Here is a 26,100-nt window from a genome sequence, read left to right as displayed (position 1 = left end):
TGATGACAACTTCACATACGGACGACTACGATTACGGAATCATTGGCAACGGGCGCACCTGCGCATTGATTGACAGTAAGGCGTCGATCGTTTTCCTCTGCATGCCGGACTTCGATTCCGGCACGGTCTTTGCCTCCATCCTCGATGAAAAAAAGGGAGGGCAGTTCGGGCTTTCCATGGAAGGTGGTGAGGCTGTTCGTCAAGAGTATGAACGGCACACCGGTATTCTGGTCACCCGCTTTGAAGGCGATGACGGCGTGTTTGAGGTGATCGACTTCATGGCCCGTTACACATGGGATGGCAAAGCGGGTGCCCAGCATGACGTGTCCAGTGATGTCACCCGTGTACTCAAGCACATTTCAGGAAAACCCAGGCTGCGTGTGCATTATGATCCCCGCCTTGATTACGGTCGGCTCAAGACGGAAAGCCATCTGTTTGATGAATCAAGGATCAAGAGTACGACTACCGGTAAACACCCGGATGGGGAAGACGTCTATGAGTCGTGTTATCTCTACACCGATCTCGAGCCCCAGGCCGTCCTGGATGGCGAGCTGGTCACCCTCGACCAATCGCGGTTCCTCCTGTTAAGCTATAACGACAAGGTGATGCCACCCGACACGGACACCGTGCATCTGATGTTGCAAAGGACGAGATCCTACTGGCTCCTCTGGGCCGCTCGGACACATCGCTGTGATCGTTACAGTGAGCAGATTTTACGCTCTGCCATCACGCTGAAAATGATGCAGTTTTCACCCACTGGGGCGGTCCTTGCAGCGGGAACCACATCGCTGCCTGAAACCATCGGCGAGGAACGCAACTGGGATTACCGCTTTTGTTGGATTCGTGACGGGTCGATGACCGTTTCTGTCCTTCACCGGATTGGCCACCCTCTGATGGCTGAAAAATTCATCGACTGGGTGATGCGGACCGTACCGACCAAGGATGATGCCCTGCAAATTATGTACGGTATCCGTGGTGAGAAGAACCTCACGGAGCATGAGCTCGCTCACTTGTCAGGTTACCACGGCTCTGGCCCCGTCAGGATTGGGAATGCCGCCTATCACCAGAAACAACATGACATCTACGGCATCCTGATGGATGTGCTCTATCAGGACCTTGGAGAACGCAAACGCTCTCCCGAGGCACTCGACCAGATTTGGACCCGTGTACGCTCGATCATTAAATCGGTGGAAAGCACCTGGGAAAAACCCGACCGCGGGATATGGGAGATCCGTGGTGATGAAAGGCACTTCGTTTTTTCCAAAGTCCTGTGCTGGGTCGCGCTGGACCGTGCCATCAAAATTGCCGATATGTTAGGGAAACACGACTGGGCCAAACAGCACGAGGCACTCCGCGATGCTATTCATGCCCATGTCATGGAAAAGGGTTGGAACGATGAGAAGCAATGTTTTACCCAGGCCTACGGCATCACAGACCTCGACTCCGCCAACCTGCTTATGGCGGAATACGGGTTTATCGACCCCAAGGACCCCAGGTTCATATCCACCGTCGAGCGGAGCGACAAAGAACTCTGCCGCGGTGGCCTGATGTATCGCTACCGCAACCAGGACGACTTCGGCGAGCCCAGCAGCGCATTCACCGTTTGCTCGTTCTGGATGGTCAAAGCCCTGGCGCGCATCGGCAAACGCAAACAAGCCCGTGAGCGGTTCGAAACCCTGCTCGGCTACGCCAACCCGAAAGGGCTCTACGGTGAAGACCTGGACTTCGAAAGCAAACGCCATCTGGGGAATTTCCCCCAGGCATACAGCCACCTGGCCCTGATCGACTGCGCTCTCGAACTCGCCGAAGACAGCGGTGAATACCTCATCGAGGCCTGATGATTCAGGCCGGCGCGCCGTATCGAGGCACTTATTCAAAGTGCCCTGGTCGACTGGATCTAGCAACTTAAAATCTCAACTGCGCCATCGCGTCCAAGTCGGTCATCGGTAGGGGATGCAGCGGTTTGTTTGCTTAATTTTTTCTTTGTTCTGCGCGTTCCAACATATCATCCAAATGCTTCCAACGCTTCGAGCGAACCTCGTAGGGTGCATCATCATAGCCAGGATATGGGTGATCCATTAGAAACTGCCGCCACTCCTTTGCATCTTCAACATGCAATTGCTCCCACGAAACGCAGGCACACGAAAAACCTGTGCAAATCGTACCGAATAGAAAAACCAAAAATCTCTGTCTCCATTTGGCCTGACCTTTCAAAGATGTCATCCAAACACCGCCCAATGCCAAAACGCTCGCAAAAACCGACAACCCCAAAAAAGCCTGTGCCAAGCTGAAGGGGTATCCTGGAACCTGCTCATAATAGACGAGTGCTAGATTAGGTCTGGAGAGCACGGGGAGCCCGTAAAAAAACTTGATCACAAAATGGAACCACGTAAACCACCACAAGAATCCAGCAAAAACTATGGACTGTGTCGCCGCATAAGTTGCGTCAAGCTCAATCTCTAACTTTTGAGGGATGCCTACTCTCATTATTAGCTAACTAGGTGTTTAACTAACACCTGTAAACTACGCAATGGCTTTATCCCTGTCCAGAGGGAAAATAAACGCCTTGTGAATTCACGTTGGAAAATGATGCGTTTCGATGACAGGTGCGATGATGGTTGGATGTCGGCTTCCGTGAGTGTGTTGCTGTTTTTAATGGACCCGATGGGCAGCGCGACGGACGATTGCGCGTTTACTTTGGCGTGTTGTCCGGATTTTCCATGGAGGATGCGGCTTCGGTCAACAACGACGCCCGGGTCAGCGCATCATCGAAGGTCGGGCAAAAATTCTCGCGGCGGAAATGATCGATCAAACCGGCCTTGCGCAGCGTCTGGAGGGGCTGCTGGTGGATACCGCTGATCACCACATGTCCACCCCGTTTTTTCATCCGTTCAACGACACTTGCCAAGGCGTTCATCCCCGTGGCGTCGATGGCCGTCACCAGGTGGAGGCGGAGGATAAGAACTTTCGGCCACTCTCCGATGCGGGCCAGCGCATCCTCCATTTGTTCGACCGCACCAAACATAAATGGACCAAACACGCGGTAGACCAATACTCCCTCGGGAATTGTTTTTCCCTGGGCGATATGTTCCGGGCGCTCAAGCATGTCCTCGCTGGTCACGAGGCTGACCTCGGTAGTTTCCGCGATGCGTTTGATGAAGAGCATGGCGGCAAGCACCATCCCGACTTCGATCGCAATCACGAGGTCGAATACAAAGGTGAGTAGGAACGTTGTCAGCAGCACGAGGGTGTCGCTGCGGGGGAGTTTGGCCAGGCGGCTGAGTTCGTGCCATTCTCCCATGCGAAACGCAACCGCCACCAGCACGGCTGCCATTGCCGCCATGGGAATGTATCCTGCAAGCTTCGCCCCCAGGAGGATGATCAGCAGCAGGGAGAGCGCGTGGACCATTCCGGCGATCGGCGTGCGGCCACCGTTGTGGATGTTGGCGCTGGTCCGGGCGATGGCACCGGTGGCCGGAAGTCCACCAAACAAAGGCGAGATGAGATTCGCGATCCCTTGGCCGACCAGCTCGGTATTGCTGTCGTGTCTCTCGTTGGTCAGTCCATCCGCGACCACTGCCGAGAGCAGTGACTCGATCGCTCCGAGAATGGCGATTGCCGTGGCGGGGCCGATCATCTCACGAACCAAGAACCAATCAAATGCAGGCAGGCTTGGTGCTGGTAATCCGCTTGGCAGCGCTCCGGCTCCAAACTTCGTCGCGATGGTTTCCACGCCGGCGTCACCACTCCAGCCGAAGAAATGCACCCACAGAGATGCCGCGGCAATTGCCACGATGGACCCCGGTATCCTGGGGATCTTCAGTTTTGGCCAGAAAAGAATCAACCCAAGGCAAAACACACCCAGTAGCAGGGAACGCCCGTTAAACGAATTCGAGTGATGAAAGAACCACGCTATCCTCTCCACAAATTCCCGGGGTAGGGGGTCGGCTTCCACCCGCAATCCGGCAAAGTCCGGTATCTGTGTCAGGATGAGTGCCGCGGCGATGCCCGTTGTGAATCCACTGGTCACCGGCCAGGGTATGAATTTGACAAGCCGTCCCAGCCCGGAGAGACCCATGAGGATAAGAATGGCTCCCGCCATCGTGGTGGCAACGAGAAGGCCGTGGTAACCATGTTCGGATACGATTAAGAGGATAATCGGCACGAAGGCCGCCGTCGGTCCGCCGATTTGCACACGGGAGCCACCTAGGAACGATATGAGAAAACCGGCTACAATTGCGGTGACGATTCCCAGGGTGGGAACGGGAAAGGGCGTCTCAGCTCCGGCGGGAATACTTGCAATTCCAAGGGCCAGTGAGAGCGGCAGGGCGATCAGCCCGACCGTCAGGCCGGCAAACACCTCGGATGACAAGGAGTATGTCCCTCGTAGAGAGCCAAATAATCCTAAAATCCGGGGGTGATAGAGCCTTCTTTTCTTAGTGCTTTGCATTGAGGCGATTTCCTGGCCGGACTGGCTTTCGACGGACGTTTTGGAACTACGCCATCGCCAGATCACTGTCCAGCGGGAAAACAGAGGCATCGCATTTTCTGGTTGGAAATGTCGTGTTCTAAAACAGGCAATCGTCGCGACATGATTATTGTGAAAGGGCACTTATGGTGCCGCGTATTCTAGATTACCATGAGTGAAAATTCTACCCACCGAAGAACGATTCTAAAAGCTGGCGGCGCACTTGCCGCGACGTCGGTTCTGCCGACAGCCTACGCCGCCGGAAACTCCTCCAATTCTGAAATCAAAGTGGCCCTGATCGGCTGTGGCGGTCGCGGCAGTGGGGCAGCCAACCAGACACTCAGTGTCGAGGGCACCAAGCTCGTTGCCATGGCGGATGCGTTTGAAGATCGTCTCGAGGATGCTTACCAACAGCTCAAGGGCAAATACAAGGATCGTGTCGACGTGCCCCAGGCGCGCAAATTGGTCGGTTTTGACGCTTATAAGTCAGCCATTGACGCGGCGGACGTTGTGATTCTCACCACGCCTCCCGGATTCCGCCCGATCCACTTTGAATACGCCGTTTCCAGGGGCAAACACGTTTTCATGGAAAAGCCGGTTGCGGTTGACGCCGAAGGCATACGCAAGGTGCTGGCCGCCGCCAAGGAGGCCGACCGTAAAAAGCTCAAGGTGGTGGCCGGACTGCAGCGCCGTTATCAGGAGTCCTACTTGCAGACTTTCGAGGAGATCCAGGGCGGGGCGATCGGAGATATCGTTTCCGCGCAGTGTTACTGGAATAGTGGCGGCGTATGGGTGAAACCAAGACAACCCGGTCAGTCGGAAATGGATTACCAAATGAGAAACTGGTATTATTTCAACTGGCTCTGCGGTGATCAAATCTGCGAGCAGCACGTGCACAACATTGACGTGGTCAACTGGTTCATGGGCGACAAATACCCGGTCAAAGCCTACGGCATGGGGGGGCGGGCCCAGCGCGTCGGCAAGGACTACGGTGAAATATTTGACCACCATTATGTGGAATTCAGCTACGATGGCGGAGCGATTCTCAACAGTCAGTGCCGTCACTTCCAAGGAACCCCAAGCCGCGTTTCGGAGCTGATCATCGGAACCAAGGGCACGGCTTCAGCCGGTCTTATCAAGGGCCATGATGGCAAGGTTCTCTTCCGTCACCGTAACCGCAAGGCACCGAACCCTTATCAGGTGGAACATGATGAACTCTACCGCCACATCCGTGAGGACAAGCCGCTCAATAACGCTTACTACGCGGCCAAGAGTACATTCTGTGCGATTATCGGACGTATGGCGACCTACTCCGGTCAGGAAATCATGTGGGAGCAAGCGCTTGCCCAAGGGCCGTCCATCATGCCGGACAAATTGGCGTGGGACGCCGATCCAGGACCCAGGATGGGCCCGGATGGTCTTTATCCCTGTGCGATCCCAGGCAGGAACAAGCCGTTCTAACAATTAGTCCGGCTGGGTTCCCTCCTCGATGAGTTCAAAGAACCCTGCGTTCCGGCGCAGGGTTTCCTGGTAGCTGTATTCGTTGCCTTGAGGCATCACAGTGCCGTCAGTGCCTCTTTACGCGCATGAGGGTATTGTTGCCCCTTGTTGCCCCTTGTTGCGCAGCTTGAAAAACAGGTCAACGAGTTCCTCGCGTTCTCTGCTGGTCATGACGACGTAGCTCATGGTCGGCAATGGTTAGCACAGTTTCCGGTAGTTGTCATATCTGACCGTGATTCCAAGGCTGTCCAGATGTTCAAGCAGTGGCATGACCACTTTGCGGGTCGAATCGAGATCTTGCCGGAGTTCACTGGCGGTGGCTTGGTGGTGCTCGGTGATGAACTGACGCACACGCTCGATCGCATCCTCAAGGGTGTTTTTGGAAATCACCACCTTGGGCTCCAGTTCGATGGCCTGGCCGGAGCGGATCAGGAATTTCATCGCCTGGTCTTCGCGTGCACTTCCCGTGAGCTCGGACTTGTTAGGTGGTTGTAATCCTGTGCGATCCAGGGTGTCGAGTATCGACCTGGCCACGCTTGCCACCTCATCAGGCAAGGTCAGTGTGTGGCTGGGGTGGGCGATGGATTTTTCCGTGATGCGGTACCCCAGTTCGACCATGGCCTCGATCAATGGGGTGAACAGTTTGCCTGGACAAGTGGATTGTTGAGAGAGTGACTCAAGGGGCATGCCCGGGAGATCAGGGTGCTGGTTGTGCCATGCCCGGATGCTTTTTCCCGCGTCATCGATCAAGAGCTTCCACCACTTGGTGTGAATCAACAGGGAGCCGTTCCTGCTGGCGCTGCCCTCGGAAACAAGGTTTTCCAACGTTTGTTGAACCAGCCCGGTGTCGAACGGGTTGTTAGGCAAGGGGTTTTTTGCATCGATGACGTGTTGTTTGTTTAACAACGACCTGATGAGAACCGCAGGATCGTCAGGGGCCTTGGCTCGGGGCAGGAGGAAGTCGGCCCGCGCCTCTGTGCGGAAGCCCTGCCGGGTGGGCAAGGCGTCGAGCACGGTTCCTCCACCCAATGTGCTTTGCTGTGCTCCATCCCGGATCACAACCCGGTCGCCGGTAAGTAAAAACAGCGGTGACTCGAGGCGTAGCTGGGCGAGACATCTCTCCCCCGGATTGAGATGGGTCCTGCCATGTAGAATAACCCGTGCACGGCAGCGTGCCGAGCCATGGTGTAACACGACAGTCTCCATGTGGCGGAGGGCGCGTTGCTTGATGCCGGGGATAGGACGGGCTAGGCGCTGAAGCTCGATGTCGAGGGTTTTTGTGGTAACCCCGCAGGCTGGATGGGCCAGGGTGTTACCGCGTTGGGCACCTGGTTTCCCGGGGGCATCGATCGCTAGGTCAGGCAGGTTGAGGGCCGTGCGCATACCCGGTAGCGCCTGCTCAAGCGGTTCGCTATGGCTTTGGATATAGCGCACCTTGGTACTGAGGCCGAGAGGGTGGAGGGTGAGAGTATCCCCCAGGCTCACATGACCACCGCAGAGCGTTCCGGTCACCACGGTTCCCGCGCCCTTGGGAGAGAAAATCCGGTCGATGGCCAGACGCGGTTTGCCAGTGTCCATCCGGGGCGGGCACTGGCTGATTTTCTCTAACAACGCCAGTTTCAATGCATCGATGCCTGCACCGGTGACGGATGAAACCGGAATGATGGGAGCCTCGGCAATCGAGGTGTCCCGGAGCTCATCACGTAGAACCTCCACGCTGAACGGCACATCGTCGCAGAGGTCGGCCTTGGTCAGGGCAATGACAATATGGGTGATGCCGAGGTAGGTGAGAATGTGCAGATGCTCCTCGGATTGCGGCATCCAGCCATCGTCGGCGGCGATGATAAAGATGGCAAGGTCGAGCGCGCCAACACCCGCGACCATGTTGTTGACAAAATCAGCGTGTCCGGGGACGTCAACAATGCCGATCTCATAGTGCTCGTCTCCATCTGCAAGCGACAAGTGCGCAAATCCAAGCTCGATGGTCACACCCCGTGCCTTTTCCTCGGGGAGACGGTCGGGGTCGGAGCCGGTAAGGCATTTGACCAGCGATGATTTACCGTGGTCAATGTGACCAGCCGTACCGAGAACGAGGTGATGCATGCGCCGAAGTTCGGGCATTGTGGATCAAGAATCAAGAGCCAAGAGCTACCGGCAAGGAACAATTCGTGCTGAGGCTTACCTCATCTTCGTGCTTGGGAAGTTGGCTCGTCACTCGCGCCATGCTGAAGCGCAGCCCACCTCCTCCGTCGGGCTGACAAAGAGGATCCGTGCATGGCATCCCGCGGTGGGGCTTCATCATGCAGGGAAGAAGATACAAGATGTGCAGCTGCGCTGAAGGGAAAGTCGGCCCTCCTTCGCGCAAGGCCAGGGCAGGGTAGGCCTCAGCACTCCAGGTGACCTGTGACGATCAGCGGATTTTTTTACGGGTTTCGTTGGCTTCGTGATCGTAGATATGAAAATCGATGCGGCTGAAGGCGGAGAGGTCGAAGGTGACATCCCCCAAGGCCTGGCTGTAACCGGAGATCCTCCCCTCTTTAAAGGTATCGAGTTTCAGCGTGACAAATCCCCCGGTGTGGAACCATGCCCTGACATCCTCGCTGTATTTTTTGGGCTCTTCACCCTGGTCGCCGAGGCTGAGGGACTTGATTCTGTCGATAGGAATCCGGATGGGGGTAAATTCGGTCTCGATGATCATACGCCCCTCGGCATCGACTTTTCCGATGGTGCCCGGAACTTCATCGCCGTTGTTGAGAATGATCTTGTGCGGGGGTTCCTTCGCTTCGCTGGCAGCCTCGTCGGCTTTATCGTCTTTATCGGCCTTTGGATCTTTTGCGTCTTCACCGTCCGCTGCTTTTGCCTGTGGTTTGACCGGATCCTTGGGGAAAGTGGTTCCATTCCATGGCGTGACCGTGATACCTGAGATTTCCAGGGGGTAGCGGTCTTCGGCGACAAAGGACAGGCCGGTGCCCAGGTTTTCAGGGTCTGGGTTTTCCGACTGGAGCATGCAGGCTTGCAGGCCGTTGATGTAAATCGTGATGGCGCCGGTCTTGCGGTTCACAAAGACATCGAAATGGGCCTGGTTCTCATCGGGGGGACCGGCGATCTGTTTCCAGCGTCCGCCACCCAGGAGCCGTGCGCCGCCAACGCTTTTTCCTCGTGTGCGCATGTAGGCGTATGAGCGGTTGATGCTGACCTCGTAATAGGCATCGGGGTTGGTTGATTTGACATCGCTTGAGTAGACTTGGAATTTAAAACGCATCGTGCTTTTCCATACGGCATCGAAGCTGATGTGTGATTTTTCGCGTAGGCCGATGTCGCGGCCAATCGTGCCGGCGGAAGCTGAGACGAGGGAGCCGTTTTGAAAACTCCAGGAGTCGTCCTCACCAGCCACAGACCATTCAAGCATGCTGTTAGGACCGTAATAGTTGCCCGGGGTATTGCTGATGATTTTAAGTGATTGGACCATGGACCGCTTGAGTGAAATCACACCGCCATACCAGGTATCCAGCTTGATGCTGTCGGGCGTGAGTTCCTTGAGTTCCCCGAGGATGGTATCCCCCGTGGATTCGCGGAACCGGGTTTGCAGTTTGATCCGGGCAACGGTTTTGGCCTTGGGTTGTTCTTTCCAGCTATCGAGGTTGATGGAAAGCACATTGGCGATGGGAAAGCTGGCGGTTTGTTTCAGGCTATCCGAATCGAACAGCAGGTGTTGCTCGGCATTGATCGACTGAGGAAGGCCGCTGAGCTTGTCACCATTGGTAAGGTAGAGCCGTGATTTTGGTTTGGCGGGTTGCGCCGGTTTTTTTTCATCCTCGGCTTTTTCGACGGCATCGACCTTGATGTCTTTTCCATCGGCCTCTGGTTTGAGTATTTCGCCGACGGCAGGCATCGGGCCGATGGCAAGCGAAGCAACAGCCCAGATCAGCGGTGATGCCAAGGTGTCTGATAAACGGAAGATGGTTGGTTTCATGGGGAAATCAGGAGTCGGGGAATGATGTGGGATGTGGGTCAAAGGCGCTGTCTGGTCGGCATTACTTGCTGGTTTTGCCGTTTTTGCCGTTTGGTGCGGCGGAGCTTTGGCTGATGTATGACAAGGCCTTGGGAGAGAGTGTGCATGGCCCGAGGATCGGGTGGTTACTGATGAGCTTGCCGTCAACGAGTTTGGGGTTCTCCAGTTGCAACTGTCCACCGCCGTCGACAATGGCGGTGAAGGTTGATTTGGCAAACACCGGTGCATCCTCGGCTTGGGCGAAGAGGAGGGAGCTGATACGGCGGTCGGGCACACGCAGCGGTTTGTCGGCGTGTTTGACATCGAGCACGACCATACGGTGATCAGCCTCGGCCTGGCTGATGGAGGCGATGGTGCCGGACATTTTTTCACCTTCACTGTCGATCAGCACATCGGTCTGGACGGGGGCGGCCTTCTCACGGTGTCTCGGCAGCGAGCCGTCATTGAGCGCGGTTACGGTGATGTCACTGATCATGCAGCCACCCTTTCTGCTGGTGCGGTTGTTGAAGATGATGTAGCTGCCTTTTGATCTGGCAAAGGGATCAGGCCAGGTGCCGATAAGTTTGCTGTCGACGTAAAGCGAAACCAGGCCCTCGGTGCGGTTGACACGGAGGTCGATATTGATGTTCTGGTCGCTTATCGAAGTGGGTTTGATACTGAGGTTGGCGATGGGGGCGGCAGGTTGGCTGGCATTCTCATACCGGCGGATCTGCATGCCTGCTGAGTTGAAGAGGAGCTCATAGGTGTCCTGCTTGGTGGTGGGGGAGTCATTCGCAGCGCAAAAGCGGAATGCGAAATTGGGTGTTTCCTTCCATGCCAGGTTGAAGCTGAACTTCACGTTCTCGGGGAGATCGAGTTTTTCGGCCAGGGTGCCCGTGCTGTCGGATGAGTAGGTTTTCCCTGAAAACGTCCAGTTTCCGTCATGCTTGCTCCAGCTATCGACCGCTTTTTTCCCTACAAAGACCGTCTGCTCCTTGGTGAGTCCGAACTGGAGGGCCCGGATGTTGTTGCGGGGGATGCTGAACTCCCCGGCAAACCATGTGGTGATATGGAGTTGCTTCTCATCCATCGACAGCACTTGGCAGGGGATGACATCATTGTTGGCCAGAGTCAGGCGCTCGGTATGGACCGGATTGCCTCCCTCCTGTTTGGAAAATGCCATCTTACTGATGGATTCCGCCTTGATCTCAAGAGGCGTGTGGGCAAGTGGAGAGCGTAATACGACCAGACCCTGGTCCAGCGACTGGATGGTTCCGGTGAGTGTGTCCCCGTTGCTGAGTTCGATGGTGTCGCCCGATACCTCCGTCATGGACGAGGTAAGGGCGCATGCAGCGATGGCCAGGGCTGCGAGGGCGGAATACGCGTGCAGCCCTGTAATGAATTTGTTAGAAGTTGTCATCCCAGATGTCGAGTAGGCTGTTTTGGTGTGAAAAATCGATGATGTTGACGTAATTGGTATTCAGGTTGACCTCGCCGAGGAGATCGGAGAGCAGCTTGGTGTTGCCATTTTCCCCTCTGCTGGGGACACCTGATATCCTGCCATAGGGAGGAACGTAGAAGTAGACGGACTTGTCATTGTCCTGGTCCGGAATCTTGCGATAGCGACTGGATGCAAAGTGCACCTCCTGGACCTCATTGGCAGGGATGGTGAGTTGGTTATTGTAGCTGCCAAGAAAGGAAATCCGGCCATCCTTGAGATGATTGAAGGTGCCGGAGAAGCGGTCGACCCCATTGGCAAGGAGGATCACATCCCGGTCGGGCGTGCGCATGCTCTGGGCGGAGTCCTTGAGGCCGTTCCAATTGGAGATGACAATATCACTGACCCGGAGCTCCGCATTGCTGTAGCGCAGGTTACGGAAGGCGAGGGCCTTTCCCAGCCCCTCATACTTGTCACCCAGGTTCCATTTTATTTTGAAGAGGCCATCGAGGTACATCAGCAGCTGCCTATTGGCGCGGTCGATTCTAAACTCGAACTGGGCTTCTTCCTGGCCAGACAAGTTGAGGCTGACATGGGCGTCATCGATACGCGTGTTGTTGGGTTTGCCCTTTTCATCGAACGTGCAGCTGTAGAGGGTGGCGCTATGGGTGGAAATGCTGACCACATAGGCGTGGCCAACAGTGGCTGCCATGTTGTTGCGGGCGTCCTCCTTGCCCTCGTAGGCGGGGGGGGCGAAGTCCGCGTGTAAAGCGACATTGCAATAGAGGGCACCGCGCCACGCGAGTTTGAATGCCAACCTGCACTTGTCCGGCAGGGCGTTCTCGCGGACCAGGTGGCTGTATTTATTGCTGCCCGCATACCAGGCAGTGGCAATGTGTTTCCAATCGGTTTCCTCCTTGTTGTTGCCAGCCTGCTCCTCGCCTTTTTTCTGTTCCCCGGACTTGTCCTCATCGTCGTTTTTGGGCTCGGGTGGGTTGACGATTTTCCAACCATCGGTACTGAGCGGACCATAGTAGACGAGTTTGCCACCATAGGGGCTTGGGGTGATTTGTGAAACGGTGTCACGGGGAATGTTCAGGACCCCGAGATGATTGGTGGTGAGCTTGACCGTCTTGTCATCGGCAGAGGAAATCACGCCGGGAATAACGTCGCCATTGATCAGGGTGATGGTGGAGTTCTGTGCTACCTTTTGGTGTCCCTGGCCGCCATTGAGAATGATGCGGTGGGTTTTCTTTGTGGAGAATTCAATCGGTCCGGTAGCCTCGGGGTTTTTCCACAGCATGGTGTGATCCTTGCCGAAGCCCAGGAACGAGCCATGCAGGGTGTCGCCGTTGGTAAAGCGCAACAGATCATGTCGCGTGGCATTCCCGGCGGCAGGGCTGGCTGCCGGTTGTGTGTGGGCAGCCTGGTCCGGTCCGGCCTGGCAGTGGATCGAGATGGCAGTAAAAACAGCGGTGGTGATGAGGCGTCTCATTTTTCGTAGATGGGAAGAAAGCGGTAGTTCAGAGCGAGAGAGAGCAGGGCGCCTGCGGTGCTGAAGGCGTTGCCATGGTTGCCCGCAAATGATCCGTCGGGCAGTTGGATGGCGGAGAGCAGGCGGATGTTGTCTTTATTCCATGCCTGCCAGAGTCCCTCGTCAGCCTGGAAGAGGGCTTGGGCCATGTAGTAGCGGAAATAAAAAGGATAGGTGCCGTCCTGTGCCCGGATGTTCTGTTTCAGGTATTCCGTCGATTTGGCGTAGCCCGCCTCGTCCTTTTTCTTCGCTAACGAGTAGCAAAGGGAGCCAATCGCGGTGAGGGTGAGTCGGCCACCGCCCTTGGAGGTGTAGCCGTATGAGCCGTTGGAACTGCGGCAGCTCTTCATGTAGGCAAGACCCTTCTCGATGGCTGCGTCTGGAACCGGGATGCCGGCATTGCGTGCTGCGAGCAGGGCGACGATTTGGCAGCCTGACACCGTGGTATCGGCGTGGCGGGTGGTCGGGTCGTAGCGCCACCCGTGACGGGGGTTGTTTTTTTGCGCCTTGAGAATCAGATCCACGGCCTTTTTCAGCGCCGGGGCGATGCGTGGGTCATCGACCATGCCGTAGCACTCGGCGAGGGCCAGCGTGGCGAAGCCGTGGTCATACATCTGCGGTCCCATATAGCCGTCCTCGCCCTCTTTCTGTTTTTTCAGGATAAAACCGAGCGACTTGCGGATTTTCTGGGCGTATGGGCCATGGTTCGGGTCCTCCCCGTGGGCGAGGAAGGTGAGGATACACAGTCCGACCACACCGGGGCGCGCGCTACTGCCGCCGCCCCATGAACCGTCGGCATCCTGCGTGTTGGAAAGATAACGCAGGCCGCGGGTGTAGATGGTTTCCACCTGTGCCGGAATCACATCGTTCTGCCGGCGTGGCATCGACTGGGCGTTAACCCCGGAAGGGGCCAGTGCCAGCAATGATGGGATTAGGGTGAGGGCGGAAAGCGTGTGCGTCAGGGTGCGGTGTTTGCGTGTGCGGGGAATGACTTTCATGGGCGGGGCATGGGAAATTGGGATTTCGAGTATGACGAAGGGCGGGGATACTCAGGGCTTTGTGGATTTTTGCGCGGCACCCTTGTTATAGGCGTCCATCGCTTTCTGGAATTCGCGGGGCAGGGCGCTGCCGGCGCTGCCGGAGTTTTTGGGCACTCGGCGTTCGGCGTTTTCGGCGGTGTTATCGGGAGCGCCTGTTTTTCCACCGGCCTCACCACCACCGCTGCCGCCTTGGCCAGGCTGGTCGCCGCCTTTGCCGGGCTCTTTACCTGGCTCCTTGCCTTCGCCAACATCCTGGCCGCCGTTCATCATGTTCTGGAGCATCTGAAGCATCGATTCCATGCTTTTCTGACCGCCCTCACCACCGCCTTTCTGTTGTTTCTTTTTCGCGGCTTCGAAGATTTTTTCGATCACTTCGGTTTCAGTGGCGATAGTGGCACCGTCGGTTTTCTTCTGTTCGAGAAGGTCGGTGGCGTCGGCCATGATGACTTCGATTTCGCGCAGAAGCTTGATGACTTCATCATCGGTTTGTTCATCGATGAGATCCTGCACGTCGGCAGAGAGCTCGTCCTGCTCGGTGGAGAGTTTTTTGGCTCCTTGTTCGTGTTTTTCGAAGCCCTTGGTGATGTCTTCCTGGCTCAGTGCGGCCTTGTCCCTGGCTTCGCTTGCTGGATCGGCGAGCGCCACAGGCATGGTGAGAGCTGTGCAAATAAGTGCGAGTTTGGTGATATTCATAGGAGTCACGCGGTTAATAAGTGGGGATGGCTGGTGGATCAGGGAGTGGGAATGCCGGGAGTGGCGGGTGCGCTTGGCTTGAGTGTCCGGCGGAGGTCTTCCAGCGAACGGGTGCGGGCACGGATGTCTTGTTCTTTCTGGATCATCCGCATGACCTTGAGCATGAATTCAAAATCCTTTTCTTCCTGCGGGCCGCCACCGCCGCCGCCACCGCCGCCGTCGTCTTTTTTGTTCTGGCCATCAAGCTCCTTGGCCCATTTCCTGAGTTGTTCGGCCCAGTGTTTGGATTCGCCGATGGAGGTGAATGAGATGTTGCTGGATACGCGGGTAGCGAGGGCTTCGAGCTCTTCATCGATGCGCGACGCACGCATGGCATCGACGAGTTTCTTGTGCTCGTCTTTCTGGGTGCGGGTGTAGTAGTTCTCGAGGTCCTCCTGGATCCAACGGACGTCAGCGGCGGTTTGGCGTTGTTGGTCATAGGCCGCCTTGATGGCGCGTTGTTCGACGGGATCGAGGGAATCGTAGTCCTGGCCGATGATCTTATCGATCAGGTCGATAAAGGTGGACGCGATGCCGTCCTCCTCGCTGGCGGCGCGCTTGAGCCGATTGACAAAGGTGCTGGCTTCGAAGTTCTGGTTGGCTTCGTTGGCGTCCTTGAGTGCCTGTTTCATTTTCTCGAGGGCCTTTTTTTGTTCTTCGATGGCATCTTTGAGGTCCTGCTCGGATTTTTCCTTGGTGTTACGCTGGCTTTGCGCGTCCTGGAGTTTTTGCTCAACCTTGGGAAGGTCTTCCTTGGAGAGTTCCTTCATGGCCTGCAAAGCCTTGGCCATTTTCTGGAGGGCCTCTTTGTCAATGTCCCCATTGCGCACGGCGTCCTTGAAGAGCTGCTCCATTTTTTTGGAGAGCTCCTGCATGCGCTCCTTGTTAGCGCGCTCGGCGTCTTGCTGGGCCTCGAGTTTTTTCCTGGCCTCATGCGACTGCAGGTCTTTGTCCTTGTCGCGCTCGATGCGTTGGTTCTCATCATTGAGGTTTTGCTCCTTCCTCGCGATGTCCTCAAGCTCGCCGATGGCGCGGTCGAATTCGTTTTTAAGCACTTGTGCGTGTTCGTCGCGGGTCAGGATGTAGAGGACGATGGGTTCGGAATAGACGCGGCCACGGCCCGGTTTGTAGTCCTCGGTCCACGAGCGCAGCAGGATTTTTTGAGGTTCGATACCAAGGTTGGCGGGTGAGAATGAGAACGGTTTGTTGAGATTGGTGTGTGTCGGGCTTCCTTGTTCGATGGTAAGTTCGCCCTTGGCCGGAGTGCCTCCGGTGGGTTTGGTGAACTCGCCTTGCCACGAGATACCGCACGCCTTGAGTCCGTAATCGTCCTCGGCAAGGACTTCAAACTCGATGGTCTCTTCAGCGAGCATGATGTGTTGCCTGTCGACGCCCTGGATGTAGGTCGAGGGAATTTGGTCCTGGGTGGTTTCGATGCGCAGCTTCAGGGGGGGGTCGGCCTTGAGCCCGTAGATGTCTTGCCACTGCATGGGGATGACCAGTGAGTTTGAGCCAACAGTGATCCCGGGGGTGGTGATTTTTCTTCCATCCACCTTGAGGGCGATCTTGCGTGGTGGCGCCACTTTGTCTGGTTCGGTCGCTTGAGCGGTTTCGGCAGGGCCTGGCTCCGGGGTTTCAGGGGTCAATGCGTCGCCGGGTTCTGGCTCGATGGTTTTGGGGAGTGTGATGACCTCGGCATCAGCAGCGGAAAGCGCCCGTGTGGCGGTGGCCTGGATCTTGATGTCGCTGCCTTCAAGGACGGTCATGAATCCGGAGCGGAGGTCGGCACTGATGTCGGGACGTTCCAGATAAGCGGGGAGTTTCACTGCGGCGCGGATATTTTCCACGGCTGGGCGGATGACGGGTTCGAATGGCAGACTATGCCTGGCGTCGTCGACTTCGAGCCGGAGATTGTCCTGGGCGCGCTGTCCTTTGAAGTTGAAGGTGTAGGCATTATCGACCAGCCGGGCTTCAACCCACTCGCCGTTGCCGTAGCGTGCTCGTGCGGTTTCTGGGGATCGGTGGGTATCCTTTGCCAAAGGGATGGTCAGGCTAAAGGCTTCGCCGTAGGGGATGCGGTGAGGGGTGCTGATGCCTGAGAGGTCCAACTGGGTGAAGGTGTAGCGTTCCGTGCTGGAAAGCGGCATAAGCCAGCGCTTGAGGGCGTTGATGCCGGCATCGGGGACACTGACGAGAGTGCCCACCGCGATAATGAACAGCGCCAAAACGGCGAGCGACCACTTGCGGTGGCGTGCAGCTGGCAGTGCATTGTCGAGGTTCCGGCTTGCAGCCTCGGCGGCAACGGTGCGCATGGCGGCGGCACGTAGGGCTGGTGACAGGGTGTCTTTTCCTTCTGTCTGGTCTTGCAGCTCCACGGCCCCGAGGAGGCGGTCGCCCAGTTTGGGGAAGCGGCGCGAGATAAGCCGTGCGAGTTGGTTTTCCCGGCGGTGGCCATAAACCCAGCGGTGGATCCAGTAGGGGGCAAAGAGGGCGAAGAGAGAGACTCCGACTACGAGAATAACGAGGCGAATGGTGTTGGGTGTCTCAAGGAAGCGGTCAAGCCCGAAGACCAGCAGGAATGAGAACAGGAGGCCGAAAAAGCCCGCGAGGATGGCTTCGGCGATTTTGATGTGCCAAAGGCGTTTTTTAAACTGCTCCAGTTGAATACGCAAACCCTCGGGAATGGGTGCTTGGTGGGGCGGTTGGTCAGGTGTATGATTCGCGGGCATGGAGCTTGGGTGAGGCGGTGAATGAGGCGGTGAATGAGGAGCTGGTGGAGGAGCGTTAGGTGTAAGTCTCGTCGAAGTAGGCGGCTTGGGCAAATGGTATTGCTAATGGTATTGCTAATGGTATGACTTCCAATTGGAGGAAGCTGTCATGGACTTAGTTCCATATCCAGCGGATTTTGTCATAAAAGTAACGGCGTCAGCGGGGATTTTTTGTCCATAAATATCGATTTATTGGAGTCATGGTGGATTTTACAGCCAATCACATCCTCAATCCGCTGAGTGCCGGGCTGTTTGTTCGAGAAATTGCTTGCCATCAATATGGGTTGGATGGCATTCGGTCAGCCGCTTATCACAGCATGCGGTATATGGGCTTGCAATCTGTGTTAGCAACCATTATTGCCCAGCCAGATTTTGAGAGATTTGAAAACAGAGCCTGCGTGGACGGAGGCGGATACGGGTATGCCATTGCCAAAGACGCAGCATGCCTGTTCCGTATGCCTGCCTACGTGGGACTCCGTGCTTGGTTACGAGGAAAAGCGCGATAAGGTGATACGCCGTTTGCTGGCCGGATACCCCCGGTTTTTTCTCCATCCGTCAACGACGAGATTGTTCGCCGAGGCGACCCAGGCATTGGCTGACAACGGCTCGAAGGTGGTGGTCTTCCCCAGCCGTGATGCCGCGCAGCGGGCGCAGCGGTATGTGGAAAAACGCAGTGGTTCGGCGTCGAGGATCGCGAGTTATGAAGGGCTTCAGGCATTGATCGTCAGCGAGGCGGATTTACCGGTCGCGATGGAATACTGGCGATATACGGGTGAGATTGTAGGCAGCCGACAAGCCGAGCATGTTTTGAATGGGGAGGGAGGCAAGGGCTTTCCAACCGGCAGTCTCCGCAAGCGGATTGCGGAGTTTGGCAAATTTGCTCCGCAGAACGTGTTCCTCTATGAAAACGGCATGGCTGGAGTTTTTGCGACCCACCGTGCTATTAGCCAGCTGCTTCCTGGTCGCAAGACCTTGCAACTTGAGTTTCCCTACGTCGACACGATGAGGGTGCAGAATCATTTTGGGAATGGCGTGGTGTTCCTCAACGAAGCTGCGGGTGAGTCATTGGAGGAGGCACTGAGACGTATCAGCAAGGGGGAGTTTTCCGCCGTTTTTTGTGAAACTCCCGGCAATCCGCTGTTGCGGACCGTTGACCTCGAGGCCGTTTCCCATGCTTGCCGGGAAGGCGGCGTGCCGCTGGTGGTCGATGACACCATCTGCTCGGTTGCCAATATCCAGGTGGATCAGTATGCCGATATGATCACCACCAGCCTGACCAAGTGGATGTCAGGAAAAGGTGATGTCATGGCGGGCCAGGTGACCTTGTGCCCCGGATCGCCGATGTATTCTGACTTGCGTGAGTTTTTTGAACGTGATTGCCCAGGCGGCTCACGCCTCTATGCATCTGATGCGCGGGTGCTGGCCCGTAATATCAGTAGCTTTGCGCGCCGGATGAGGGAATCGAATGCCGGGGGCGAGGCACTGGCTGATTATTTGATCACCTGTCCCGCCGTCGAGGCTGTCTGGTATCCTAAGTACACAACGACCACGCAATACAATGCCATCAAACGCAAGGGTGGGGGCTTTGGTGGGCTGATTTCCTTTGTATTGAAAAACCGGAAAAAATCAGCCAGGTTTTTTGATGCCCTGAGGTTGTCCAAGGGGCCGAGCCTGGGGACTGATTTCACCTTGGCGTGTCCATACACCCTGCTGGCTCACTATGATGAGTTGGAATGGGTCGAGGGCTGTGGGGTCGACAGGCATTTAATCCGGATCTCGGTGGGCTCGGAAGCACCGGACGACCTGATTGCCCGTGTCAGTGATGCCATCGAATCCATCTGACGAGGCCTGGATTGATGGGCTCGACGGGAGTCGGCCTTGGGGCCGCTCCGACAGCTGTTTAGCGGCTCAAATACGTATCTTGCAAAGATGGAACGTTTTTTGCTGCGAAGGGGAGATAGAAGGCTGTGGACCTGACAAACCGGTGAAACATTAGTAAAATCATTAAGGTAATAACAAAAAACACTTGAAAGCTCTGATTTCCCAGAATAAAAAGGGTTGCAAGCCTGCGGGAAAAGCACTATATGACGCCGCCCCTAAAAAAGACCCCCTTTCGGAAAAATACACCCCATCCGCCCCGGAGCCTCAAACAATGGAGGCGCGGGTGGACGCAACGACAGATACCCAGTTAACAAGAACAACAATATGGCCAAATCAAAAACAAGATTAGCTCTGCGTGTGAATGAAGAAAACCCCAACCATCACCTGTGGAACAACCGCGGTGTGTGGTGGTGCCACCTCACGGTGCACAAAAACGACGCCACCTCCGAGCGTCTCAGGTTTTCCCTGAAAACACGTGACCTTGATAGCGCCCGTGACCGTCGTGACCGTATTCTCCGCGACATCGCCGAGCATTACGAGATCGCGGCATAAATCCGCTTTCCTATACGTTCAATCAATTGCTGTAAGCCGCGGCAGTGGCAGCATTACATGGATGCGGTTGACGTTGTAAGGCAGCGGCACGGTTGGTGACATTTTTCCAAAGCTGATGGTTTGGAAGGGTGTGGGATTGTAGACATTGTCTCATATTGTCTCATATTGCCACTTCTCATTCGCCGCTTCGCTGCTAAATTCCCCATCCATGGCGCGAGAATACAGGATAAAATCTGGTAAACAGACAGGCGGTAACCCGTCGGGGATCGATTATGCAGCCGAACTCAACGAGCAACAGTACGCCGCGGTGAGTTCCCAGCCCGGTCCCGCCCTGGTCATTGCCGGTGCCGGGTCCGGAAAAACCCGTACGCTGACCCACAGGGTAGCCTATCTTCTCGATCAGGGAGTCGATGCGGGCAATATCCTGCTGCTGACATTCACCAACAAAGCGGCGCGTGAAATGCTGGAGCGGGTCGAGCAGTTGGTGCCACAGGATATCAGCAACCTCTGGAGCGGCACCTTCCACTCGATCGGTAACCGCATCCTGCGCCGGCACGCTGATGACCTTGGCTTTACCCGGTCGTTTTCCATCCTCGACCGGGACGACCAGAAGTCCTTGCTGACCGAAGTGGTCAAGGGACTCAACATCCATACCGGTGGCCGGCGTTTTCCGAAGGCCGACTTGCTGGCTTCCATTTTCAGTCTGGCGGAAAATACCTACGAATCGCTCGATGATATTATCGAGCTCCGATATCCCCACCTTGAAGAGTGGCTGGAGGAAATCAAGAAAGTCCGCAAGGGCTACCGGAAGAAAAAGAAGGCCACCAACTCGATGGACTTTGATGACCTTCTCATCCAGACGCTCAAACTCCTGCAGGAACATCAGGACCTGCGCCAGCTCTATCAGAAGAAATTCCGCCACATACTCGTCGATGAGTATCAGGATACTAACAAGGTGCAGTGCGATCTGATCGATCTGTTGGTCGGTGAAAAACAATACCTCATGGTCGTGGGCGACGATGCCCAGTCGATTTACTCGTGGCGTGGTGCCGATATGGCGAACATCCTCAGTTTTCAGGAGAAGTATCCTGCTGCCCAGGTGTTTAAAATCGAGACCAACTACCGGTCGGTTCCCGAGGTGCTCGAGCTGTCGAATGCCGCGATCCGTCCTAACAAAACCCAATTCGAGAAAGAGCTCAAACCCGCCCGCGAAGGGGGGGCGATGGTGCCGGCGCTGGTGGCGCTCGATGACCCGTCGACCCAGGCCGGGTTTCTCGCTGAGCGGATCGACGAGTTGATCGGTGAGGGGATTGAACCCAACGAGATCGCCGTGCTCTACCGCGCCCACTACCAGAGTATGGAGATCCAGATGGAGCTGACGCGCCGCGATTTGCCCTTCCAGATCACCAGTGGGCTGAGGTTTTTCGAGCAGGCCCATATCAAGGATGTCTCGGCGATGATTCGGTTTGTGGTCAATGGCCGGGACGAAGTCAGCTTCAAGCGCTTTGTTTTGCTGCTGCCGGGGATTGGTTCGAAAACAGCCGACAACCTCTGGCTTGCCTGGGCGAACTCCGCCGCCGGGCAAAGTGTCGAAGTCCCCGTGTCGTTTTCCGAAACCTTGCTCACTTTCCGCGTGCCGGCAAAAGCGAAGGACACCTGGGAGCAGCTCTGCCACACCCTCGATGAACTTGCACCGGGCGGTGAGTTCGAGCGACCGTCGAACATGATTTTCAGCATCCTCGAGGGTGTCTACGAGGACTACATGCGCGGCACATTCGATAACTACGAACACCGGAAGCAGGACATCGAGCAGCTCATGCAATATGGTGAGAACTACGAGGACGTCCTCGAGTTTCTCGCCCAGCTGTCGTTGATGTCATCGGTCGATGGCGAGCCTGACGGCAAACCGGGCCGGGGTGGAAAGGACGGGAGAAAAGACGACAGCATCATGCTCTCATCCATCCACCAGGCAAAGGGGCTGGAGTGGAAGGTGGTGTTCGTGGTTTGGCTTGCCGACGGCATGTTTCCTAACAGGCGTGTGATCGATTCCGGAGACATGGAAATGTTCGAGGAGGAACGCAGGCTGTTTTACGTGGCTGTCACCCGTGCCAAGGACCAGCTCTATCTGACTTATCCGATGACCAACCCCAAGAGTTACACCGGTGAATACATGACCAAACCCTCCCGTTTCCTCGATGCCATTCCCACTGACCTGACCGAGGAGTGGCAGGTGTCGGCCTGGTGAGGGAACTTAATGTTTGCAGGTGTGCCATGGTTGGCGATGCTGTTGCTCCTATGACCCGCAAACCTTATCTCATTATCGTGCCCATCGTGGTGGCCATTTTCGCCGCCATTTTCATCATGGATGTCAAGCGGATGAGGGGGAACGAGCTGAGTCGTGCTGCTGATACGGGTTCGGCATCGAGTGCCGGGGTTTCAGTGGGGGATGATGACGCGGCAGCCCGACCCGCAAAGCGCAAAGCGCGTGAGGCCATCGCGCCTCCACAAAAAATCCGTACCGATAGCGGCTTGATCTATCAGGTGTTGAAAAAGGGGAACGGGGCCTCGCCGGGGCCGACGGATAAGGTCAAGGTGGTCTATCGAGGATTTCTGATAGACGGTACGGAGTTTGATAGCTCCCCAGGTGACCAGCCTATTTCGTTTCCACTCAACCAGGTGATCCCAGGCTGGACCGAGGGTCTGCAATTGATGTCAGTGGGAGCCATCTATCGATTTACCATTCCCCCCGGACTTGCTTATGGTAATCGGGCAGCTGGGGATAAGATACCCCCTGACTCAACACTGATTTTTGAGGTGGAACTGATCGCGGTGGAGCAGTGATGTTTGTCTGTGACGTTGGTGCACTCTATGTTGTGAGGAAAGATACTGGTGTAGTCATGAAAACAGAAAAAAGGGGGAAGGCGGTCCAGGATGGGATTTGTTGCATGCCGTGTATTTGACGGTTTGAAATGAGAGGGGATTGAATGAATGCAACAAATCTCTTCCTGGACCCTTATTGGCCCGTGACGAAGGAACCAATCTGCCGGAGCTGCGTCCGGTGCCGCTGTGGAAGGGACCCCTTCGGGGAAGGCAGCCACAATCAGGGAGAGACTTGCACTCGCAAAGCTCGCCCGTGCGCACCACCCCTCATTACGCCCGTTGTGCGATGTCAGCCACAGCACGACGCGTGCCAGTCCGTCGGCGGGGTGCCGGGCTCGGCGGCAGTTAGACAGCTTTCGCGATTGCGACTAGAGTTGAAAAGGTTGATATTTGGGAGGCTAACATACATATCTAACAATCCCCCAATCCACAATCCACGGACTGACCCCTCTCTGCAAAACTACGTTTTGTTTTCTCGAAAACGAAACGATACGTGCCCATTGCCGCCGTGGGGCGGCGGGTCAAGTGGAATAGTGGTCTGGAGTAGAAAAGGTTCCACTTGATGCGGCGACACGCGGCGGCGGCGCGAGCCATTCGACTCCTTTCGCCCTTGCTGGTTGCCGATGCGCGCTCTGGAATGGTTGCTGCAGGTGGCGGGGCGGAGCCGTGGTGTGAGGGACGAGCACGACGGCGGAGCGGGGTGCGGAGCGTGGTTGGGGCGGAGGCGAAACCGCCCCTGCGGTGCAGCCGGAGCCGGGGGGTGTGTGCATCTCTCCTGCCGCTCCGGCAGGTGTGATGCGCGGCGCGGAGCCTCATTCTGTTGGACGCGACGTTAGGAGCCTGATTCCGGACTGGCGCGGGGCGTGCGGCTTACTTCGCACAACTGCGCGTAATGAGAGGTGGAGGACGGGGCGCAGGCGGTGAGCGTGCCCCCCGAAGCCTCGGCGGAGGGGGGGAGCGATCTGCCGGAGCTGCGTCCGGTGCCGCTGTGGAAGGGGCCCCTTTGGGGAAGGCAGCCACAGCTTCAGGCACCACCCCTCATTACGCCCGTTGTGCGATGTCAGCCAAGCACGACGCGTGATCAGGCCGTCGGTGGATGCCGGGCTCGGCGGCAGTTGAACAGCCTCCCGCGTCAGCGGCTAGCATTTGAAAGGTTGATATTTGGGAGACTAACATACATATCTAACAATCCTTCAATCCACAATCCACGGACTGACCCCTCTCTGTTATCTTTCCTATCCCCATGTTATCTCTCTGGAACCTCTCTTTCATTCTTTGGGGAGTGTGGACAGATAAGTTTCGAGCTTCTTGGAAGCTCGTTCAATAAATTCTTCGTTTGAATAAACCAAATCACTAAGTTTTTCGGAAAATCCAACAATGGAAATTTTGTCTCGATTTCTTTTTATAGAAGAATTTGCGTGAACAAGTTTCTCACGTTCGTAAACCACGAAAAAACCCTTTGATAAAAAATTTGCATGGTGTGCCTGTCCAGTGAATGAAACATAGTCTGCATATAGTTCGAACTGTTGGCGAACCGATCCTCCAATAGCAGGAAGTCCTCCTGTTGTATAATCTTGTCTCATGAGTAGTAGTGTAGACAATCTGATTTCAGGATCTACTCTTGATCCTTGAACAACCTTTTCTTTATTCACAGCAAGAAATTTGCGAAATTCCAAACTTTCTTTGAGGAGGTTGTTGAATACATACAGAGAGGGCTTGTCAGACTTTTTAACTAAAACGGTATCACTAGGAACATTGAATTCCACGCGCCCCTTGGAATTTTGAGAAAAAACATTGGGGCTGCAGGCAAGCACTGCAACTGCAAAAACGAGACGACTGACCCGCCCTGATAAGGGTATCAACTTGTTTAAACAGCAATTCATATCATTCACTCCCCAAGACATCCGCATGGGAAGCCTCTTTCATCTTTAGGCAGCAAGTCATACAATGTTTCAGCACTACTTGATGCACCGGAACCAGGGAAGGCTGTTTTCTCATCATAGATGATGTAGCAAAACTTACGCTTATTGGTTCCCCCATTTTTTGGACTTCCTGACAAACCAAATAGTTGAGCCATGGCTATCGAAGCCTCTCCTTGGGTTCTTCCATTTATATCCGCTGCAACACCATGGTTTACAATGGGGAAAAACCCATCCATTTCAACAACCGACACCAATTTGCCAAGATGTCTGCGAGTCCTCACTACAACATAAGGTATTACACTACTGTTCACGTAACTATTTTGGTCATTTGCAGGCCCTTGAGACCAAGCTGTACCTGAAATGAAGTAGCCATGTGATGGACCTCTAGCTCCATTCTGCCCTTGAATATATGGTTGATAACGTCCATTACCTAACCTTCTGCAAACAACTCCATAAGGGCATCGTCTATATGTCGCAGTTGCTTCTACGGTATTGCTGGGAAATCCCCCGTTTTTCAGAAAATCAATACCTGTTCCAGCCGGATGATAAGCAGTAGGAGCTCCATCAGCATCAATTGTCATGCGCTGATTGCGTATAAATATATCTCCCGTAAATTTTCCTAAAACATCAATATCATTAACTCCATCATTATTGACGAATGCGTAAAGATTACTTCCTCCTTGCTCTTGAATGGGGTCTCTGGATGGCCATCTGCCTGTCACCGGATCATAGTATCTGTAGCCGTAGTAGTAGAGGCCGGTTTCTAGATCAAGGGGCTTGGCGGGGCGACCGGAGGTTGCCGCTACGGTTTGGGTTCTGGAGGCGGCGTAGTTGTAGTGGGGGTGAGGACTGTTCCGCGGGCGGAGGCGTGTGATGTCGTCGTGGGTGTTGTTTGGGGCGGGATTGCTTGTGCGGCGACGCCGCGTTAGTGGTGTTACAAGAGCCGCTACCGCCCACGGGGCGGTAGGTTGCGGGATTGTGGGGGTGTTACGCTGGTGGGGGGCGACGGTGGTATCGTAGTCGTAGGGCGTGAGGTTTTTAGTTCTGGGTATTTGGTTTTGGGTGGTGCCTTGACGCGAGGTGAGGGTATTGGTGGCGTAAGCGTATGCAACTACGGTGGTGGTGGATTGGTGGGGGGGAGCGTAGGCGTTGGTGGTGGTTGGGCGTGGTGGTTGGAAACCACCGCCACGGGTGGTGGCGCATAGAAACATGACGAGCAGGAGGATGGCTCGGCGGATGGATGCGCGGGAATACACGATGGTCTTTGCTAACATGTTTGGCGTGTTTGGCAAGGAAATAGGGGCTATTCGTCAGGGTTCGTACATGAGGGAAAGACTTCCCGGTTGGTTTCAAATGATACCGCTGATCGCACTGTCTTTCTGGGCCTGCATGCA

The 26,100-nt window shown here is 55.6% G+C and carries 17 protein-coding genes; 6 read left to right on the top strand and 11 right to left on the bottom strand.

From position 1 onward, the window contains the following. Positions 1 to 2: 2 nt before the first annotated feature. A complete protein-coding gene (locus tag H7A51_10945) occupies positions 3 to 1,838 on the top strand; it encodes a glycoside hydrolase family 15 protein (protein ID MCP5536729.1) in 1,836 nt (611 codons plus the stop codon). A gap of 133 nt (positions 1,839 to 1,971) precedes the next feature. Here H7A51_10945 and H7A51_10940 read toward each other — a convergent pair whose 3' ends face one another. Both H7A51_10940 and H7A51_10935 read right to left on the bottom strand, forming a co-directional pair. Beyond that, positions 1,972 to 2,487 carry a hypothetical protein gene (locus H7A51_10940; protein ID MCP5536728.1) on the bottom strand — a complete coding sequence of 172 codons (516 nt, stop codon included), beginning with the start codon at positions 2,485 to 2,487 and terminating at the stop codon, positions 1,972 to 1,974. A gap of 205 nt (positions 2,488 to 2,692) precedes the next feature. Next, positions 2,693 to 4,450, bottom strand: a complete 1,758-nt coding sequence (locus tag H7A51_10935; protein MCP5536727.1) for an STAS domain-containing protein — start codon at positions 4,448 to 4,450, stop codon at positions 2,693 to 2,695. Positions 4,451 to 4,639: 189 nt separating this feature from the next. On the opposite strand from H7A51_10935, the gene H7A51_10930 reads away from it, so the two are divergent. Continuing rightward, complete coding sequence (locus H7A51_10930) at positions 4,640 to 5,929, top strand: Gfo/Idh/MocA family oxidoreductase (GenBank protein MCP5536726.1); 1,290 nt, start codon at positions 4,640 to 4,642, stop codon at positions 5,927 to 5,929. 237 nt (positions 5,930 to 6,166) lie between these two features. On the opposite strand, the gene selB is transcribed toward H7A51_10930, so the two are convergent. The 7 genes from selB to H7A51_10895 form a co-directional block, all read right to left on the bottom strand. Beyond that, the gene (selB, locus tag H7A51_10925) at positions 6,167 to 8,089 is read right to left on the bottom strand and encodes a selenocysteine-specific translation elongation factor (GenBank protein ID MCP5536725.1); all 1,923 of its coding nucleotides are present in this window, start codon (positions 8,087 to 8,089) and stop codon (positions 6,167 to 6,169) included. Between the two features lie 289 nt (positions 8,090 to 8,378). Further along, positions 8,379 to 9,941 carry a hypothetical protein gene (locus H7A51_10920; protein MCP5536724.1) on the bottom strand — a complete coding sequence of 521 codons (1,563 nt, stop codon included), beginning with the start codon at positions 9,939 to 9,941 and terminating at the stop codon, positions 8,379 to 8,381. 61 nt (positions 9,942 to 10,002) lie between these two features. Continuing rightward, a complete protein-coding gene (locus H7A51_10915; protein ID MCP5536723.1) occupies positions 10,003 to 11,379 on the bottom strand; it encodes a hypothetical protein in 1,377 nt (458 codons plus the stop codon). Next, positions 11,366 to 12,892: a hypothetical protein gene (locus tag H7A51_10910; GenBank protein ID MCP5536722.1), complete on the bottom strand. Its 1,527-nt coding sequence runs from the start codon at positions 12,890 to 12,892 to the stop codon at positions 11,366 to 11,368. The genes H7A51_10915 and H7A51_10910 overlap by 14 nt, the downstream gene beginning before the upstream one ends. Continuing rightward, on the bottom strand, positions 12,889 to 13,929 hold the full coding sequence (locus H7A51_10905; GenBank protein MCP5536721.1) for a terpene cyclase/mutase family protein: 1,041 nt from the start codon (positions 13,927 to 13,929) through the stop codon (positions 12,889 to 12,891). Before H7A51_10905 ends, H7A51_10910 begins: the two co-directional genes overlap by 4 nt. A 51-nt stretch (positions 13,930 to 13,980) precedes the next feature. After that, entirely contained in the window at positions 13,981 to 14,664 is a 684-nt protein-coding gene (locus tag H7A51_10900; GenBank protein MCP5536720.1) for a hypothetical protein, read from the bottom strand. A 38-nt stretch (positions 14,665 to 14,702) separates the two neighbouring features. Then, positions 14,703 to 17,432 carry a hypothetical protein gene (locus tag H7A51_10895; GenBank protein ID MCP5536719.1) on the bottom strand — a complete coding sequence of 910 codons (2,730 nt, stop codon included), beginning with the start codon at positions 17,430 to 17,432 and terminating at the stop codon, positions 14,703 to 14,705. 411 nt (positions 17,433 to 17,843) lie between these two features. Here H7A51_10895 and H7A51_10890 point away from each other — a divergent pair, with 411 nt between their 5' ends. From H7A51_10890 to H7A51_10875, 4 genes are all read left to right on the top strand, one after another. After that, entirely contained in the window at positions 17,844 to 19,313 is a 1,470-nt protein-coding gene (locus tag H7A51_10890) for a PLP-dependent transferase (protein MCP5536718.1), read from the top strand. 363 nt (positions 19,314 to 19,676) lie between these two features. Beyond that, positions 19,677 to 19,904, top strand: coding sequence for a hypothetical protein (locus tag H7A51_10885; protein ID MCP5536717.1), 228 nt, complete (start codon positions 19,677 to 19,679; stop codon positions 19,902 to 19,904). 208 nt (positions 19,905 to 20,112) lie between these two features. Next, positions 20,113 to 22,149, top strand: a complete 2,037-nt coding sequence (locus tag H7A51_10880; GenBank protein MCP5536716.1) for an ATP-dependent helicase — start codon at positions 20,113 to 20,115, stop codon at positions 22,147 to 22,149. A gap of 26 nt (positions 22,150 to 22,175) precedes the next feature. Next, positions 22,176 to 22,745 carry an FKBP-type peptidyl-prolyl cis-trans isomerase gene (locus H7A51_10875; GenBank protein ID MCP5536715.1) on the top strand — a complete coding sequence of 190 codons (570 nt, stop codon included), beginning with the start codon at positions 22,176 to 22,178 and terminating at the stop codon, positions 22,743 to 22,745. Between the two features lie 1,307 nt (positions 22,746 to 24,052). On the opposite strand, the gene H7A51_10870 is transcribed toward H7A51_10875, so the two are convergent. Together H7A51_10870 and H7A51_10865 are read right to left on the bottom strand one after the other, a co-directional pair. Then, positions 24,053 to 24,646 carry a hypothetical protein gene (locus tag H7A51_10870; protein MCP5536714.1) on the bottom strand — a complete coding sequence of 198 codons (594 nt, stop codon included), beginning with the start codon at positions 24,644 to 24,646 and terminating at the stop codon, positions 24,053 to 24,055. A gap of 26 nt (positions 24,647 to 24,672) precedes the next feature. Continuing rightward, a complete protein-coding gene (locus H7A51_10865; protein MCP5536713.1) occupies positions 24,673 to 25,980 on the bottom strand; it encodes a hypothetical protein in 1,308 nt (435 codons plus the stop codon). Positions 25,981 to 26,100 lie beyond the last annotated feature (120 nt).

The organism is Akkermansiaceae bacterium, assembly GCA_024233115.1.
Lineage (GTDB): Bacteria > Verrucomicrobiota > Verrucomicrobiia > Verrucomicrobiales > Akkermansiaceae > Oceaniferula.
The sequence above is the reverse complement of the archived record's forward strand: the minus strand, read 5'-3'. Positions and strand labels throughout refer to the sequence as shown.